This window comes from Bradyrhizobium sp. MI1.3 (assembly GCF_055811695.1).
This window is the reverse complement of record NZ_JBVVPQ010000007.1, coordinates 25,359-41,958: the sequence shown is the minus strand read 5'-3', so window position 1 is coordinate 41,958 and position 16,600 is coordinate 25,359. Positions and strand designations below refer to the sequence as shown.

Below are 16,600 nucleotides of genomic sequence, written 5' to 3'. Positions count from 1 at the left end.
ATTGCACTCAATTCCGGAAGGCTCCATTGAGCACGCCTCTTAAGGGCCGGAGAACCTGATCCGGCTTAGGCTTCTGCCCGAAACACGCCCGTGCTCTTGGGGAAGCCATGAACGCCTCAGCCAAACCCGCCGCCAAACGCCGGCTCCTGCTCGCCTCCGACCGGAGCGACGAGAGCAGCGAACTCGCCAGCATCCTCAAGGCCGTCGGCGACGTTGCGACAGTGACGACGCAGGAACTCCCCGAGCAGCCCTCGCGCGATCTCTCCGGCCTCGTGGTCGACATCAATCTGCGCTCGCCCGAGAGCGTGCAACGGGTGCGCAACAAGCTGCGCGGCGATGCCTATCGTTCGATGCCTCGTCTGTTCGTGCTTGCGGACGCCCTGCATCACGGCACCATGCAGGCCTGGGCGCTGGGCGCCACCGACACCATCTCGCGGCCGCTTCAGCCCGAGGACATCCTGCAGCGCATCCGCGCAGCCTTCCCCGACACCGCCGTCTATGACGCCACCGATCGCGGCAAGACGCTCAACCGCGGCGTCGAGGCCGCGCATGCGGTGCTGAAGAAGATGTTCGAGAAGCTGCCGCTCGGCGTGCCCCTGACCTTCGACGACGTCATCGCCGCCGAGAGCAAGATCCTGAAGGCGATCAAGCACTCCTCGCTGCGCGAGTGGCTCACCACGGTGGGCTGCCACCATGTCGGCAGCTATCGGCACTGCCTGTTCGTGACCGGATTTGCGGTCTCCTTTGCCCAGCATCTCGGCATGCGCGAGGACGACCAGCGCCGGCTGACTCGTGCCGCGCTGCTGCACGACGTCGGCAAGGCCTTCGTTCCCTCCGCGCTGCTCGACAAGCCCGGCAAGCTCACCGACGAGGAGATGGCCGAAGTCCGCCAGCATCCGCGCCGCGGCTATGACGCGCTCGCAGCTCAAGGCGGCTTCCCGCCGGAGATGCTGGACGTTGTGCTGCATCACCACGAATTCCTCGACGGCTCCGGCTATCCCAACAATCTCTCGTCGAACCAGATCAGCGATATCGTGCGGGTCACGACCATCGTCGACATCTACGCGGCACTCGTGGAGAAGCGCGCCTATCGCATGCCCTTCACCCACTCGCGCGCGTTCACGATGATGGAAGGCATGAGCGGCAAGCTGGACCAGCAGCTATTGCAGGCGTTCCGCCCGGTGGCGCTGGGGTCGTTCTGAGCTCCCGTGTCGTAGCCGTAGGGTGGGTTAGCGTAGCGTAACCCACCATGCTTCCACATTTGCCGGACGAAGTTGGTGGGTTACGCCTTCGGCTAACCCACCCTACTTTACGCCTCACCCCACCATCTTCCTCAGCTCCGCCTTCGCCACCTTCTCCAGCGTCGAGCGCGGCATGTCGTCGACAAAGCGGATCTCGCGCGGCACCTTGAAGTCGGCGAGGCTCTTGCGGCAGGCAGCCATCACGTTGTCATGCAGATCGGGCCGCGCAGCGGTGACGCCGCCCTGCGGGATGATGAAGACGACCGGCACCTCGTCCAGCATCGGATGCGTCTTCGCCACGACGGCGGCCTCGCGCACGCCGGGGACCATTGCGATCACCTGCTCGATCTCGGACGCCGCGACGTTCTCGCCGCCGACCTTGAGCATGTCCTTGCTGCGATCCCCGAAGCGGATATAGCCGTTCTCCAGCCGCACCACGCGATCACCGGTGAGGAAGAAGCCGTGCTCGTCAAAGCTCTCGCGCGTCGCCTTCTCGTTGTGCAGATATTCGGCGAACAGCGACAGGCCGACAATGCCCTTGATCGAGAGGTTGCCGGTGTCGCCGACCTCGGTCGCCCGTCCGTCATCGTCGGTGATGCGGATCTGGTATTCGCTCGCGGCGCGGCCGATCGACATCGCGATGTTGGGCTGGTCGATCTCGCCGACGATGCCGTGGGTGATGGTCTCTGTCATGCCCCACCAGCCGATGATCTTGACGCCGAAGGCGGCGAAGGCCGGCGGTTCGTTGATCGCGGTGCCCCACAGGCGGAATTTGTGATCCCTCGGGATCTCCTGCTCGAGCAGCGCCTTCATGCAGAACGGAATCGTCGAGGTCCAGGTCGACCCGTGCTCGCGCGCGGCGCCCCAGAACCGGCTGGCGGAAAAGCGCGGCTGGATCACGCAGGTGGCACCGACCCATAGCGTCGCCAACATCGAATAGGCCAGCGCGTTGGTGTGGAACAGCGGCAGATAGGCCTGGTGCACGTCGCCGGCGTGCAGGTCCTCATGCGCGGCGTTGATCTTGGCGCCCCACAGCGCGTTGGCGTGGGTCCACAGCACCGCCTTGGGGCGCGATGTCGTGCCCGAGGTGTATTGCACGCTGCACGGCGCGAGCGGATCGGTCGCACGCCTGGGACGGTCGGCGCCGTCGGCGAACAGCGATTCGAAACTATCGCCGCGCGAGACCGGTTTTGCGGGCGCCGTGCCGGAATCATGCGAGGTCACCGCCATCCAGCGGATGTTGCGGCAGTTCTGCGCGACGATCTCGGCATAGGCCGGCTGCGTGATCGCGGCGACCGCGCCGCAATGATCGGCAAAATAGTCGAGCTCGGCCGGTGCCGAGCGCGTGTTGGTGGTCACCGCGATCGCGCCCAACTCGACACAGGCGAACCAGGCCAGCAGCGCCTCGATGCAATTGTCGAGATGGATGAGCACATATTCGCCCGGCTTCACGCCGCGCTTCGCCAGTCCCGCCGCGAGCGCGCCGACCCGCTCGTGAAACTCGCCATAGCTCCAGCGCCGCGCGGGCGCGTCGAACGGCGCCCAGATCAGGAACGGATGTGAGCTGCGCACCTCGGCCCGCATCTTCAGCAGCCAGGGCACGTCGAGCCCGTCGAATGGGCCGACGATTCCGGCGGCGGCTTGCGAATTCGGCATATGTCCTCCCGTGCAGCCTGCATCTTGCCGGCGGCTGCGTTTTGATGATTGCGTCTTCCTGCTCTTTCGGCCGTCTTGCGAGCGTAGCGAAGCAATCCAGAATCCCTCCCCGGAGAGAGTCTGGATGCTTCGTCGCAAGGGCTCCTTGCAATGACGGTGCGTGGGGCAGGCGGCTTGGCCTTACCGGCCGCCGTCCTCGTATGACGAAATTTCGATCAGGCTGCCATCCGGATCCCTGCAATAGACCGAGCGCAGCGTGCCGCGGGCGCCCTGCTTGAGAACCGGGTCTTGTTCGATCGCGACGCCATGTGCCTTCAAATGCGTCACCACCTCGTCGGGGCTTGCTGAGGTGAGGAAGCACAGATCCTCGCTGCCGGCGGTCTGGTGGTCCGCGGTGAACCACTCCACCTTGTCGGCATCGCGCGGCCGGACGTTGATCTTCTGGTTACCGAATTGAAGAGAAGTCCGCGGCGCTTTGCCGCCGCCGGGGTCGAACACCTTGACTTCCATGCCGAGAATCTTGCCGTACCACTCGGCGGTCACTGCGACGTCCGCGACGTTGATCACGAGATGATCGAGGGCTTCGACCTTGACCGCCATGCCTTATCCTTTCGTCGTGATGCGCCCCGTGCACTTTCCGCCTGCGGCAAGCTTTGTTACAACCGCGCCGACGCCATTTTCAAGCTGTCTGGCTTCAAGAACAACACGTTGGGAGAACCCTTGAAATGATCACTCGCCGTACCGCGCTGAGCCTGCTCGCCGCCAGTCCGCTTGCAGCCAGCCCGCTGTCGAAGGCCCTTGCCGCCGATTACCCGACCCACCCGGTGAAATGGGTGGTCGGCTATCCGCCGGGCGGGGCGACCGACATCCTGGCGCGGCTGATCGGTCAGCGGCTGTCGGAGAAGTTCGGCCAGCAATTCGTGATCGAGAACAAGCCGGGTGCCGGCAACAATATCGCGACCGAATCGGTCGTCAACGCCGAGCCCGACGGCTACACGTTGCAACTGGTCAATCCGGCCAATTACATCAACGCCTCGCTCTACACCAACCTGAAGTTCAACTTCGTGCGCGACATCGCGCCGGTCGCCTCGTTCCAGCGCGTGCCGAACGTGATGACCGTCAACAAGGACGTGCCGGCCAAGACCGTCGCCGAGTTCATCGAATACGTGAAGGCCAATCCCGGCAAGGTCAACATGGCCTCCTCGGGCAACGGCACCTCGGTGCATCTGTCCGGCGAGATGTTCATGGCGCTGACGGGCTGCAAGATGCAGCACGTGCCCTATCGCGGCGCCGCGCCGGCGATCACCGACATGCTCGGCGGCCAGGTGCAGGTGATCTTCGACAACATGCCCTCGATCATCCAGCACATCCGGTCCGGCTCGCTCCGCGCCATCGGCGTCACCACGGCGGAGCGCTCGCCGCAGCTGCCCGACGTGCCGGCGATCGGCGAGACCGTGAAGGATTACGAGGCGAGCGCGCTGTTCGGCATGGGGGCACCGAAGAACACGCCCAAGGAGATCATTGCCAAGCTCAACAGCGAGATCAACACGCTGATAAAGGAGCCGGACATGGCCAAACGCCTGGTCGAGCTCGGCGGCGAGCCGCGGGCACAGACGCCCGAGGCGTTCGGCGAGGAGATCAAGGCCGAGACCGAGAAATGGAAGAAGGTCGTCGAGTTCGCCGGCCTGAAGGTCGAGTAGCGATCTTGTGATGTCCGTGATTGGAGCCCTGCCCGTTCGGCAGGGCTTTTTTCTTGCGTATCAAGGTTTCTTGCGTGTCAGCGCCAGTCGATCTGGAATAAAACGGCGTGGCGAAACCTGATGTTATATGGCGCGTATCTCGCGCTGTGAGGATAGGAGTTGGGATCATGCGCAAGACGCAATTGGCACTGCTGGGCCTCGGCGCGACACTCCTTGCCGGCTTCTCCGCCGTCACGCCGGCAGCGGCGCACGACTATCCCTGGTGTGCCCAGGGCGGCGGGTACGAGTATCCCGGCGATTGCACCTACAGCACCTATGGACAATGTCAGGCCAGTGTGTCGGGCCGGCTCATGGCCTGCGGGCCCAACCCGCTCGTCGCCTACGGTCAATCGTCCCTGCCGCAACCGCGGCAGTCGCGGCGCACGCGGCCCGTGGCGCCGTATTAAGGAACTCTCGGTTTGACTGGTAGCCCGGATCGCGTTCGCGCCATCCGCGGCCGCGCAGACGCCGCCTGCCTTGCCGCTACCGCTTCGCCTCAGCCTGCTCCGTGCCGTTGCACGAGATCAGCATCGTATAGGGCCGCGCATTGCCGGCGATGTCGGTGGTCTTGATCTCGCCCTTCGGTTCGGCAGTCTGGTAGGGCACCACGGAGTTGTCGAGGAAGTCGCGCAGCGCGCCGGTCTTGATCGCGAAGTTGATGTTCTCGGGGATGTTGCCGGTCGCAGCGGCGACCCGTAACCCGTCCAGCTTTCCTGTAACGACGCCGACGATCTGCCCGGCGGTGTCGAACAGCGGGCCGCCGCTATTGCCGGGCTGCACCGGCGCACTGATTTGCAGGAAACGCGAATCGTTGCGCATGCCGCTGAGCGAGCTGACGATGCCAGTCGTCACGGTGAAATCCGAAGTCAGCAGCCCATGGAACGGAAAGCCGATCGCGACGACGGAATCGCCGGAGCGGATCGAGCGGTCGCGGATTCGAGCGAACTCCTTGAACGTGGTCGTCGACGGCGCCTGCAACAGAGCGAGATCGTTGTTGGCATCGCTCGACACGACGCGCAGCACCATCGAGGCGTCGCCGGTGAGATTGCCCTTGATGTCGCCGACGCAGCCATCGATGACATGGTTGTTGGTGACGATGTGTCCGCCGGCGCTCACGACAAAGCCGGTGCCGCTCTTGGCTCTGGCAGGTTTGCTGCCGTTGGCTGGCGGTGCCTGCTTGTCCGGCGTGGCCTGCGGCTTGGCGGCAACCTTTGTGAAATCGCCGGCCTTGCTCAGCCCGTCGGCTTTGACCTTGGTGACGCAATTGGCCAATGCCGCAATCACGGGCCCGGCCGAGGTCAGGTCGAAATTCAGCACGGTGCGGCCGCTCGTCGCGACCATCAGGCTCGCCTTCTGAAACGTTCGGACCACGTTCGCAGGCATGACGGAGCTGAGCATGTTCGTCTGGTTGGCCGTGGCGAACAGTCTGGCCTGCTCCTGTCCGTCAAAGATGACGTCGATCGCGGTGTTCTCGCCCTTGGTGAAGCGGTAGCTGGGACTCGCAAAGCTCAATATCCACGAGCCCCCAGAATTCTGGCCGACGACGAGAATGACTCCGTTGGCATAAGGCGCCGTCGCGGCACAATGCGAGAAGGCTCCCGTTTCGTCGTTGCTGAACGCACCGCCGACCCAGTTGCCGATTTTGACGCTGCCGAACGGCCCGGCCGCATGCGCTGCGATGACGACGCTCAGCTGCAATAAAGACGCAACGATGAATGACTTAAGCCACATACTTTTCCCCCAGAACGCATTCGCGCGCATCTTATCTGCGGGAGGAGCTGTCGCGCAACCGGCAGTTGTCTGGCGAGGGGCCAGTATTAAGAGACGACGTTCGGGCTTGCCTTTACTTTGCGATCCGATATACTTTGCGGTACAAAGCACCGGCATTGATAGTCCCGGCAAGCATGGGCGGTACGAGGTTTTGGCGTTGCCAATGCGCGATCTCGACAAGGCACTGGCCGACATTGTGGCGATCCGCAGCCAGATTGCGGCCGGCACGGCATTCCGCGGCTACGGCCCGGCGACGATGGCTGCGACCGGCGCGGTCGCGCTTCTCACCGCGATCCTGCAATTCTGGCTGCTCGGCGATCCCACCGGCGAGCCGCTCGGCTTCTTCTTCGGCTGGTTCATTGCCGCCGCACTCTCCGGCCTGATCATCGGCATCGAGATGCGCGCGCGTTCGCGCCGCCATCATTCGGGCCTCGCCGATGCCATGATCCACCAGGCCGTCGAGCAGTTCCTGCCCGCAGGCGTTGCCGGTGTGCTGCTTGCGGTGGTGATGTGGAAGTTCGCGGGCGAAACGCTGTGGCTGCTGCCAGGCTTGTGGCAGATCCTGGTGTCGCTCGGCATTTTCGCCTCGGTCCGTTCGCTGCCACGCACCGTGGCGCTCGCCGGCGCATGGTATTTCATGTCCGGTTTTGCGGTGGTGGTGCTCGCGAGCCAAACCCATACGCTGTCGCCCTGGACCATGGGCGTGCCCTTCGTAATCGGGCAGTCGGTGATGGCGGGCATTCTGCATTTCGCATCCGGAGACCATGATGTCGAAGACTGACAGCGCACCCTTCTCTTATGAAGGACTGGACCGCGTGATCCACGAGAAGGCGAGGCTCGGACTTCTGACCTCGCTGATGGCGCATCCGAAGGGTCTGGCGTTCGCCGATCTCAAGCAGCTCTGCGGCCTCACCGACGGCAATCTCAGCCGGCATCTCGCCGTGCTCCAGGAAGCCGGCCTCGTCGAGGTGACCAAGGGCTATGAGGGCAATCGCCCGCACACGACCTGCCGCCTGACCAAGGCCGGCCGCCGCCGCTTCCTCGACTATCTCGCCGTGCTCGAACGCCTGGTGCGCGACGCCGCCAAGGCTGCCGGCCGCGAAGCGGCACCGCTCGGCCGCCTCGGTATCGTCTCGACCTGATCCTCCCCCTTTTTTGACCGGAGACTTTGCAATGCAAAGTGACCTTGTGCCCCGCAACGAGAAGCTTCACGTCGGCATCATCATGGACGGCAACGGCAGATGGGCGACGCGGCGCGGCCTGTCGCGCCTGCGCGGCCATGAGGCCGGCGTCGAGACGATCCGCCGCATCGTCGAAGCCGCGCCCAAGCAGGGCATCGGCACGCTGACGCTCTACGCCTTCTCCACCGACAATTGGCGGAGGCCGAAGGCCGAGGTCGCCGCGCTGATGACGCTTCTGCGCTTCTATCTCGCCAACGAGGTGCAGAGCCTGGTCAAGAACGGCGTTCGCCTCACCGTGATCGGCCGTCGCGACCGCTTGCCCGACGGCATTGCCAATGCGATTTCGCATGCGGAAGATGCCACCGCGCACGGAAGCTCGCTTCATTTGCGCATCGCCGTCGACTATTCCGCGCGCGATGCCATCCTCAACGCGGCGGCAAAGGCGGCGGCGCTGACGAGTCTCACCCGCGAGGCGTTTTCGCAGCTCGTCACCGGCGAGGCGGGTTTGCGCGACGTCGACCTCATCATCCGCACCTCGGGTGAGAAACGGCTGTCGGACTTCCTGCTCTGGGAAGGTGCCTATGCCGAGCTGCACTTCACCGAGCGGATGTGGCCCGAATTCGACGCGGGCGATCTCGCCGCGGCCCTGGCCTCCTTCCACGGCCGCGAGCGTCGCTTCGGCGGCCTGCAGGCGATCGTGCCGGAGGAGGTGCCTTCACTCTCTCGCGTGTGACGCTCGGCACCGAGGAACGAACTGTTCGTTTTCGGCCGCAAGATTGGCAGCACCGTCCAAGCGGTCAGCGCGTGGTCTCGGCTAGGTGTGCATTCGATGCAACCTGCCGAGAGCCTCGCGCATGTTACGCTTATTGCTGGATGCCATTGTCGAGTCCGCCGAAGCGAACGCCACGGTCTGTATCAGGCCGGCCAGCGCGTTCGATGTCGAGGGCCTCTCGATCTATTTCACGAGCCTCTCCACGACATCGCGCAACAAGCGCTTCATGGGCGCGCGCGCGGACTTTGCAATGGTCGCGGCCGAATGCGTCGCCAGGATTAGCCATCCCGGTCATTTCACCCTGCTCGCCGAGATCAGGCAGGAAGGGCAAGGCACGATCATCGGCGAAACCAGATACGCCTACGATGTGGCTGCACGGCATGGTGATTTCGCCATCTCCGTTGCCGACGTCTTTCAGCGCAAGGGCGTCGGCCTCCGCATGATGACAGCCATGGAGAAGCACGCGAGCGATCTCGGTCACGAGATGATTGCGGCCGAGACCGCGCGTGTGAACGCGGAGATGCGCGGCCTTGCGAAAAAGGCAGGGTTCGAGGACACTGGTCTCGGAGACTGGCAGTCGGTCCATCTTGCGAAGCATCTGTCGCGGGTGCGGGGCTTGCCACAAATTTGAGCAAGCGCGCGACGCCGATCGTGCCCTAGTATCTCCCTGCGACGGGAGCTTGGTCGGATGCGTGCAGTTCTGGATTATTGCACCGGTGGGACGGAGCGGCAGGTTGCGGCCGGCACGACTATCGTGGCCGAGGGCGGCACCACCGGTCATCTCTATGTGCTGATGCAGGGCAAGCTCGAAGTGCTCAAGGGCGAGATGGTGGTCGCCACGGTGGCCGAGCCCGGCGCGGTGCTGGGCGAAATGTCGGTGCTGCTGGGGCAGCCGCACACTGCGACCGTACGGGCCTGCTCTGACTCCGTCGTCTACGAATTCGAGGATGCCGCCTCGTTCCTCAAGCAGGAGGCGGGCGTGGCACTCCTGATCGCCAAGATGCTGGCGCAGCGGCTCAATGTCGCCAACACCTATCTCGCCGATCTCAAGCAGCAATACGCCGGCCACGGCACGCATCTGGCCATGGTCGGCGAGGTGCTCCAGAGCATGATCAACCTGCCGCCGCTCGAGGTCTCGCCAGGCTCGGATCGGCAATCCGATCCAAGAATGTGAGCCAGTCGGGCGGCGTCTCGATCGGAGCGGCGGGCCGATTCAGCGGCGCGCCAAGATCGATCCATTGCGCCTCGCCGGCCGCAAGCCAGAACGCCCTGTCCGCATCGAGGTCCAGCACGATATACGTTGGCGGTCGGTCCGGCTGCAGGCCCGCGTTGAACACCCAGGTCTGGCCGAGCCGGTCGAACCACGAACCATCGGTAATGAACGGCGATTGATGCACATGCCCCGAGATCACCATCGAGGGCTGATACTGCATGATCCATTGCACCAGCTCGACGTCGCCGAAGAAGCGTTTGCCGCCCCAGCTCGTCGGTGAATCCGCCGGCGGCGCATGATGGATCCAGATCCAGCGCCGTGGCCGGCCGGCCGCGGCCGCGCCGAGCTGCGCGACGAGGCGTTGCTTGACTAGAGGCCCATCCCACCATGGGCACACCGTGAACAGCGTGTCGCCGACGGTGAGGCCGTCGCCGTCGCAGGCAATGCCCAACTCGCGCACCTCCGAAATCCAGCGCGAGATCTTTTCGCCTTCCGCATTGCGCTCGTCGAGATCGTGATTGCCGGAGCAGAGGATCACGCGGGTCTTTGCTGCGAGCAGCGCGAGGTACTTCTTCACCACCACGATCTGCGCGCGAAAATCCACCATCGAGCCGATGTCGAGCGCATCGCCGGCGAAGATCACGAGGTCGAATTGCGGAGCGGCGCTGACGAGCCAGTCGAGCTGAGGCAGCGAATAGTGCAGGTCGGCCACGACCAGACAGCGCATTGGAAATCCAGGGGTGAGACGTCAAGAATGCTCGGGATTGCAAAATATCTGAACGCAAGAAGCAGACCAGCCGCGTCTCTCGCCAATTCAACGCGGGCAGTATGCTGCGGCGCATCCGCGGCTGCAAGTATCGAAGCGTCGCCGGGCTGGACCGGATCATCGAATTCTGATGTCGTGGCGTATCCTCAACAGCTCGTGTCCCCAACAGCTCGTCTCCCCATGACCTCCTTCAAGACCATTCGTGCGCGCGCCGAAAAACGCAAGGGCGGGGCCAAGGCGCTGGAAAAGCTGATGCCCGAAAAGCCCGACCTGAAGGGCCTCGCCAAACGCGGTGACGATCGCATCCTCGCCGAGATGACGAAGCGTGTGTTTTGCGCGGGCTTTGCCTGGAGCGTGATCGAGACGAAATGGGACGGGTTTGAAGAGGCCTTCCTGCGTTTCCAGCCGGCCAAGCTCACCTTCCAGCCGGAGGATTATTGGGAGGGCCTGCTGCGCGACGCGCGCATCGTGCGCAACGGTGCCAAGATCAGGTCAGTGCGCGACAACGCGGCCTTCGTCCAGGAGATCGCAAGAGAGCACGGCAGCTTCGGCAGGTTTCTGGCGAAGTGGCCGCCATCCGACCAGATCGGCCTGCTCGATCTCCTGAGCAAGCGCGGCAGCCGCTTGGGCGGCAACACCGGCCAGATGCTGCTGCGGTTCGTCGGCTGGGACGGCTTTGTGACGTCCAGGGACGTCGTGGCGTGCCTGCGCGATGCGGGTCTCGACATTGCCGAAGAGGTCAAGTCGAAGGGCGATCTCGCCAAGGTACAGGCGCAGTTCAACGCCTGGGCCGAGGAGACCGGGCTGTCCTACACATATCTGTCACGCATCTGCGCGCTGTCCGTCGGCGAGAACAGAAGCGAGTAGCGAATTCGGCTCTTGGAATTCGGCTCTTGGGATGCCGAATCATGTGCGTCCTGTGGCGATCTCGTGCCGCAAGCGCGGCAGGGCGCAACCCGTGATCACGAAATGCATTTTTCGGGAACATTTGTGCGGAGCACCTGTTCGGGAGATAGGCCAGGCGAACATCGGCGCAGGGAACGCCCGGTCTGGCTCAGCTCAATGAAACCGACGTGACAGAAACGGAGCAGCTCATGAAGCTCACATCCGAACAGGTGAAGCAGACCGTCAACCAGCTCGGCGCTCAGGTGCTGCCCGACGAGCATCCCGCCATGCCGCAGCTCAACAGCATGTTCGGCGAACACACTTTCTTCGTCGATGAGACAGGGCTGAAGGTCGTCGAGCCCACGGCGCCCCCCGGCACCGAGCGCCAGAGCGGCGAAGTCGTCAGCCTCGCCGATTGGGGCGATTCCGAGCTGACACGCCTGATGGCGCACGAGCCCGAGCCGACCGGCGTGATCGTCGTGTTCGAGCACGTGAGGCATTGATCGGGCCTAGGGATCGACCTTTGGTGGCGAGTCTGAAAACCCGCCACCGTAGATTCGCGTGGCGAGCGCGCTCTACGTGGCTGTCTGCGTCCGCGGAAAGCCCGTCAGTTTGGTTCAGATGCCGAGAGTCAGTTGCGGCGGCTCCGCATCGTCCCCGGCCTGGAGGGAAGACAGCGAGACTCCTAGGAGCCTGACGCTCTTCGGCAGCGGCATCTCGCCTTCGAGCAGACCGCAAGCCAGCCGCTCAAGATCGTCCCGGCCTGCAACCGGCGAAAGAGCGGACCTGCTGCGCGTGATGATCTCGAAATCGGCAAACTTGATCTTCAAGGTGACGGTGCGGCCGCGGCTGCCCGTCGCCTCGCAATGGCGCCACACCTTGTCGACGAGCGGCTTGAGCCCGGCGACCAGCGTGTCGAATTCGGTGAGATCGCTTGAGAACGTGGTCTCCGCGCCGATGGACTTGCGGACCCGGTTGGCCCGGACCGGCCGTTCGTCGACACCGCGCGAGATCCAGTAGTAATAGGCGCCCGACTTGCCGAAATTCGCATTCATGAACTCCAGCGTCTGACGACGAATATCGAGACCGGTGAACATGCCGAGCGCGTTCATCTTCGCGCCCGTGGCCGGGCCTATCCCATGGAATTTGCCGACGGGCAGCGTCTCGACGAAGGCGGGTCCCATCTCCGGTGAGATCACGAACTGACCGTTGGGCTTGCGATGATCGGAGGCGAGCTTGGCCAGGAACTTGTTGTAGGAGATGCCGGCCGACGCGTTGAGACCCGTCTCGGCCTTGATCCTCTCGCGGATCTTGAGTGCAATGTCGCGTGCCAGCGGAATGCCTTGCAGGTTTTCGGTCACGTCGAGATAGGCCTCGTCGAGCGACAACGGCTCGATGATGGCGGTATGCTCCGCGAAGATGTCGCGGATCTGCCTGGAGATCGCCTTGTAGACCTCGAAGCGCGGCTTGACGAAGATCAGATCGGGACATTGTCGCTTCGCCGTCACGGACGGCATGGCGGAGCGAACGCCGAACTCGCGGGCCTCATAGCTGGCGGCGGCGACGACGCCACGTTCCGCGGAGCCTCCGACCGCGACCGGCTTTCCGCGCAGCTCCGGATGATCGCGTTGTTCCACGGACGCGTAGAAGGCATCCATGTCGATATGGATGATCTTGCGGACGGGCGAGGTCTCGCCGGTCACCGTGTCGGATTCGCTCATGGCAAGATGATACAATTGAGCGATGAGAAGCGCGAGGTGATGTGATTCAGCGGTCGACACAGGCTGGCCGCCGCTGCGGGATGTACCAGTCCATCAAAAAGCAATCTCAGGCTTGTGAGTGGCAAGCATGGGCATGCGCTCTAATATGAGCCGCCGGAGGACAGTCCATGCAATACAGCTCCGAACTCATTCGAACCATGCGTCAGGCGCTGGAGGCCGTGATGGCGAGCGTGCCGCCCGATCAGTCGGTCTTCGGTCTGAAAGCGGCCGTAGCCGAATGCATCCTGAAGGCGGCCGCACACGGCCAGACGTCGTACGACGGACTGGTCACGTCGGCTTCCGACCAGGTCCAGGCGATCATCTCGATGCTGAATTGAGCTTGCGCTGAGCCGGCGATGACTTGAGCGCGGGCGGTAACAAGGCCACTCGGGTGGGGGCTCCAGCGCGGACTGGAAGAGACTGGCGCACCCGACACGATTCGAACGTGTGACCTTTGCCTTCGGAGGGCAAAGGTGGGGAAGTTACCCCTGCTTACCTGAAATCCCTTGGAATTGATGGCTTCCAGATATAGGCTGAAATCAGCCTGATTTGGGGGCTACGGTCGTTGCTCCGAATTTCCATCGATTTCCGGCGCCTGCTTACCCGGTGCTTACCTGAGGGAAAATTGCCGAAACTGACCAAACGCATCGTCGACGCCGCCGAAACCGACGGAAAGGACATCTTCCTTTGGGACGATGAGCTCCGTGGTTTCGGCGTGCGCGTGAAAAAGAGCGGCGCAAAGTCGTTCGTGGTCCAGTACCGAAATGCGAACGCCCGGAGTCGTCGGCTGACGCTAGGCCGGTATGGTGTTCTGACCCCAGAGGAAGCTCGCCGCGACGCTAAGCTTGCCTTGGCGGACGTCGTGAGGGGCTCAGACCCGGTCGAGAGCAAAAAGCTGGCCCGCGGCGCCATGACCATCGAGGAACTCTGCCGGGAATACCTCGACAAGGCCGAGCGCGGTCTGATCCTGACGCGACGAGGGGAAACAAAGAGCCAGACGACCCTGTACAGCGACAAGGGGCGGATTGAGCGGCACATCATCAAGCTCGTGGGCAAGAAGACCGTGAAGGGCTTCACCTCGACAGACGCCAAGGGTCTCCAGCGGGATATCATGGCCGGTAAGTCCGCCGCGGACGTGAAGACCAAAACCCGGGGCAGGGCGATTGTGAAGGGCGGAAAAGGTACCGCCGCCCGGACAATGGGTCTTCTTGGCGGGATATTCACCTACGCGGTCGATGAAGGCTACCGGGCGGACAATCCGATCAACGGCATCAGGCGGCCAAAGGATCAGACCCGGGAATGGCGTCTGGACGATGCCGGCTATCGTCGTCTCGGAAAGTGTCTCGCCGTGGCCGAGGCAGGCGGCGAACATTGGCAGCGCGTTCTCGCAAGCCGGGCGTCCGCAATGACGGGTTGCCGCCTGGACGAGATAGAGGGCCTTCTGAAGACCGAGGTCGATCCGGTCGGGATGGCTCTTCGTCTAGGGGACAGCAAGTCCGGCAAAAGCATCCGCCCGGTGGGGCCGGCCGTTGTCGCGGTCCTGAAATCCGCAATGGCCAAGTCCAAATCGAAGTACGTCTTCCCTGCCGTCACGACCGAATCGAAGCACCACACCGGGCTTACCCGCTGGCTGAAGAAGGTCTCCGCCAAGGAGGTGCCCGGAATCACTAGCCATGGCCTGCGGCATTCCTTCAGCTCGACGGCGGAGGATCTCGGTTATTCGATTCCGACTATCAAGGCCCTGATCGGGCACTCCAGGGCGAGCGTCACGGAAGGGTACATTCACAAGATCGACTCAGCGCTCTTGGCTGCTGCTGATCGGATCGCCCGGCATATCGACGATGCCATGAGCGGGAAGAAACAAAGCAAGGTCGTCCATCTCCGGAAGGCCTGACCAATCGGCGCGGCTAGGGTAGCTCCCGAAAAGCTGGTCCGCACCAGCCGCCGCGTCGTCACATTGCGGATGCTCCATGCGGAGGGGCCAGTGGCAAAGAAAGAAACCGGGAACCTCCCGGAATCTTGGTTGCGATCAACCAAATTTCGGCAAGTTCTTCGAGATGCGAGTAAGTCGCACCGGACTTTCAACTATCACGGCGCGGCCAAGAAAACCGGGGCGCGGAAACGCGGCTATGCTCCCGTCGAGATGGAGCATAAGCGAGCGGAAAGCGAGCACAAAGAAAGTGGAAGCGTGACGTATTATGAGACGCGGGGAGTTCGCGACGCCGTCACGACTTTCCTGTTCTCGGATTTCGATGAGACCTTCTCAACTGGCAATCACACCGGCCACGTAGAGGCAGAAACCTACGCCTCGCTATTCGAAGCGGCGAACTCATGGCTACAGCAGGCTAACGAAAAGGACTTCTTTGGAATTGCTGGCGAGGCCGAAAAAGCGACTCAATCCGTTCGGACAAGAAAAGCAAAGAACCGTATCGATCGGAGTACGTTCCAACGGTGGTGGTTCGAGATCGGCATTAAGCAAGGATTTCTATCGCCCGCGGCAATCGCAGCGAATTTTCTGGCCGCATCCGATTTCGTGCATCGTCTCGCAAATGGCAATCAGCAGCTCATGCGTGCACTGTATCAGTTCGCAGATGCATGGCATTGGATGCACTTCGAGGGCAAGGGCGAGCACGAACTGGCGGCCGTCGGCTGGAAGAGTGTCAAGGGGCGAGCCCAAGGCCCTGCTGTCAAACAAGAGCGTGCCGATCTGAAAAAGAAGCTAGTCAAAGAACTCTACGACGCCTTTGCGTCCGACGAGAAGAATGGCTCCTCCAGGCGAAGCGCGAAGGGCGCTGCTGGAGCGATGTTCAAGGAAGTAAACCAGAAGCTCAAAGACCTTGGCCTTAACGGGATTGCGGAGAAGACTCTCGGCGACGAGTTGCGGCCTTTGATCAAGGCCCGCTTTCCCAAAGCGAAGAAAAAGCCGGTCAGCTAGTCTGAACTGGCCAGTCCGGGAAATTGACCGTTCCGAACTGGCCAATTCGGGAATCTCAGAAGTACCAGATTTCCCAAGATTTTTGCATTTTGCGCCGAGTTGCAGCGGGTGGATTGGTCACCCTCATAATGGAGCGCAAATGACTGAACCTGACGAAAAACCGGAACGGCTGCTGCGCCGGGCGCAGGCTGCGAAGTACGTTGTCGAGACATACAACGTGCCTTGCTCGCCCAAGACGCTCGCGAAATTGGCCTGCGTAAGCTCTGAAGGCCCTCCGTTCCGACTGGCCGGGCGCTTTCCGCTCTACCCGGTCTCGGGCCTTGACGCATGGGCGCAGAAGAAGATCGGCCCACTGGTGCGATCGACTTCTGAAGTCCGTCGCGTTGCCTAACCATCATCCCGAAACGAAAACCCGGCTGCACGATCCACATCTTGGCGGATCAGATCGTGCGCACCGGGCTCTCTAGGAGTCTTGAACTTGAAAACCTGTAGCAAACGACATCTCAAAGCACAATCAGTTTCCGAACTGCCCTTGTTCAGCTGGCGTGTTGTCGTGGTGCATCCGGCCACGCGGGCTGGAAGCTTCGTCGCACGCCGATACCGCGTCAATCCGGCAGTCGCCGATCTGATCGCGAACCTGGCCGGCATCGGATCGGGGGTGGAGCAGTGAGCAGCATCACCA

General features: G+C 62.9%; 20 protein-coding genes. 15 read left to right on the top strand and 5 right to left on the bottom strand.

What is annotated here, in order from left to right; all coding sequences use genetic code 11:
- Window positions 1-107: 107 nt before the first annotated feature.
- A complete protein-coding gene (locus tag AC0L3A_RS06760) occupies window positions 108-1,202 on the top strand; it encodes an HD-GYP domain-containing protein (protein ID WP_007598238.1) in 1,095 nt (364 codons plus the stop codon).
- 114 nt (window positions 1,203-1,316) lie between these two features.
- On the opposite strand, the gene AC0L3A_RS06755 is transcribed toward AC0L3A_RS06760, so the two are convergent.
- The gene (locus AC0L3A_RS06755; RefSeq protein WP_473253893.1) at window positions 1,317-2,897 is read right to left on the bottom strand and encodes an ATP-dependent acyl-CoA ligase; all 1,581 of its coding nucleotides are present in this window, start codon (window positions 2,895-2,897) and stop codon (window positions 1,317-1,319) included.
- Between the two features lie 180 nt (window positions 2,898-3,077).
- Window positions 3,078-3,497 carry a VOC family protein gene (locus AC0L3A_RS06750; protein ID WP_473253892.1) on the bottom strand — a complete coding sequence of 140 codons (420 nt, stop codon included), beginning with the start codon at window positions 3,495-3,497 and terminating at the stop codon, window positions 3,078-3,080.
- Window positions 3,498-3,622: 125 nt separating this feature from the next.
- Between AC0L3A_RS06750 and AC0L3A_RS06745 the strand changes: the two genes are divergently transcribed.
- Window positions 3,623-4,597 (top strand): Bug family tripartite tricarboxylate transporter substrate binding protein, encoded by a 975-nt coding sequence (locus tag AC0L3A_RS06745; RefSeq protein ID WP_354200249.1) that lies wholly within the window; start codon window positions 3,623-3,625, stop codon window positions 4,595-4,597.
- Between the two features lie 167 nt (window positions 4,598-4,764).
- Window positions 4,765-5,043, top strand: coding sequence for a DUF3551 domain-containing protein (locus AC0L3A_RS06740; RefSeq protein ID WP_007598233.1), 279 nt, complete (start codon window positions 4,765-4,767; stop codon window positions 5,041-5,043).
- A gap of 76 nt (window positions 5,044-5,119) precedes the next feature.
- Here AC0L3A_RS06740 and AC0L3A_RS06735 read toward each other — a convergent pair whose 3' ends face one another.
- Entirely contained in the window at window positions 5,120-6,367 is a 1,248-nt protein-coding gene (locus tag AC0L3A_RS06735; protein WP_007598231.1) for a S1C family serine protease, read from the bottom strand.
- Window positions 6,368-6,569: 202 nt separating this feature from the next.
- On the opposite strand from AC0L3A_RS06735, the gene AC0L3A_RS06730 reads away from it, so the two are divergent.
- From AC0L3A_RS06730 to AC0L3A_RS06710, 5 genes are all read left to right on the top strand, one after another.
- A complete protein-coding gene (locus AC0L3A_RS06730; protein ID WP_007598230.1) occupies window positions 6,570-7,187 on the top strand; it encodes a hypothetical protein in 618 nt (205 codons plus the stop codon).
- Entirely contained in the window at window positions 7,174-7,548 is a 375-nt protein-coding gene (locus AC0L3A_RS06725) for a winged helix-turn-helix domain-containing protein (protein WP_007598229.1), read from the top strand. The genes AC0L3A_RS06730 and AC0L3A_RS06725 overlap by 14 nt, the downstream gene beginning before the upstream one ends.
- 31 nt (window positions 7,549-7,579) lie before the next feature.
- The gene (locus tag AC0L3A_RS06720; RefSeq protein WP_473253891.1) at window positions 7,580-8,320 is read left to right on the top strand and encodes a di-trans,poly-cis-decaprenylcistransferase; all 741 of its coding nucleotides are present in this window, start codon (window positions 7,580-7,582) and stop codon (window positions 8,318-8,320) included.
- Between the two features lie 121 nt (window positions 8,321-8,441).
- On the top strand, window positions 8,442-8,990 hold the full coding sequence (locus AC0L3A_RS06715; protein ID WP_473253890.1) for a GNAT family N-acetyltransferase: 549 nt from the start codon (window positions 8,442-8,444) through the stop codon (window positions 8,988-8,990).
- A 57-nt stretch (window positions 8,991-9,047) separates the two neighbouring features.
- Complete coding sequence (locus tag AC0L3A_RS06710) at window positions 9,048-9,533, top strand: Crp/Fnr family transcriptional regulator (RefSeq protein WP_473253889.1); 486 nt, start codon at window positions 9,048-9,050, stop codon at window positions 9,531-9,533.
- On the opposite strand, the gene AC0L3A_RS06705 is transcribed toward AC0L3A_RS06710, so the two are convergent.
- The gene (locus tag AC0L3A_RS06705; RefSeq protein ID WP_473253888.1) at window positions 9,472-10,299 is read right to left on the bottom strand and encodes a metallophosphoesterase family protein; all 828 of its coding nucleotides are present in this window, start codon (window positions 10,297-10,299) and stop codon (window positions 9,472-9,474) included. The genes AC0L3A_RS06710 and AC0L3A_RS06705 overlap by 62 nt on opposite strands.
- A gap of 219 nt (window positions 10,300-10,518) precedes the next feature.
- Here AC0L3A_RS06705 and AC0L3A_RS06700 point away from each other — a divergent pair, with 219 nt between their 5' ends.
- Window positions 10,519-11,205 carry a DNA-3-methyladenine glycosylase I gene (locus AC0L3A_RS06700; protein WP_473253887.1) on the top strand — a complete coding sequence of 229 codons (687 nt, stop codon included), beginning with the start codon at window positions 10,519-10,521 and terminating at the stop codon, window positions 11,203-11,205.
- A 227-nt stretch (window positions 11,206-11,432) separates the two neighbouring features.
- Complete coding sequence (locus AC0L3A_RS06695) at window positions 11,433-11,726, top strand: hypothetical protein (RefSeq protein WP_007598221.1); 294 nt, start codon at window positions 11,433-11,435, stop codon at window positions 11,724-11,726.
- A gap of 114 nt (window positions 11,727-11,840) precedes the next feature.
- On the opposite strand, the gene dinB is transcribed toward AC0L3A_RS06695, so the two are convergent.
- The gene (gene dinB, locus AC0L3A_RS06690; RefSeq protein ID WP_473253886.1) at window positions 11,841-12,944 is read right to left on the bottom strand and encodes a DNA polymerase IV; all 1,104 of its coding nucleotides are present in this window, start codon (window positions 12,942-12,944) and stop codon (window positions 11,841-11,843) included.
- Between the two features lie 167 nt (window positions 12,945-13,111).
- On the opposite strand from dinB, the gene AC0L3A_RS06685 reads away from it, so the two are divergent.
- The 5 genes from AC0L3A_RS06685 to AC0L3A_RS06665 all read left to right on the top strand — a co-directional run bounded on the left by AC0L3A_RS06685 (window position 13,112) and on the right by AC0L3A_RS06665 (window position 16,588).
- Window positions 13,112-13,321, top strand: a complete 210-nt coding sequence (locus AC0L3A_RS06685; RefSeq protein ID WP_007598219.1) for a hypothetical protein — start codon at window positions 13,112-13,114, stop codon at window positions 13,319-13,321.
- A 287-nt stretch (window positions 13,322-13,608) separates the two neighbouring features.
- Window positions 13,609-14,877: a tyrosine-type recombinase/integrase gene (locus AC0L3A_RS06680; protein WP_473253885.1), complete on the top strand. Its 1,269-nt coding sequence runs from the start codon at window positions 13,609-13,611 to the stop codon at window positions 14,875-14,877.
- 90 nt (window positions 14,878-14,967) lie between these two features.
- Window positions 14,968-15,918, top strand: a complete 951-nt coding sequence (locus AC0L3A_RS06675) for a hypothetical protein (protein WP_473253883.1) — start codon at window positions 14,968-14,970, stop codon at window positions 15,916-15,918.
- 139 nt (window positions 15,919-16,057) lie between these two features.
- Window positions 16,058-16,309, top strand: a complete 252-nt coding sequence (locus AC0L3A_RS06670) for a hypothetical protein (protein ID WP_473253882.1) — start codon at window positions 16,058-16,060, stop codon at window positions 16,307-16,309.
- 87 nt (window positions 16,310-16,396) lie between these two features.
- The gene (locus tag AC0L3A_RS06665; protein ID WP_473253880.1) at window positions 16,397-16,588 is read left to right on the top strand and encodes a hypothetical protein; all 192 of its coding nucleotides are present in this window, start codon (window positions 16,397-16,399) and stop codon (window positions 16,586-16,588) included.
- The last annotated feature ends 12 nt before the right edge of the window (window positions 16,589-16,600 follow it).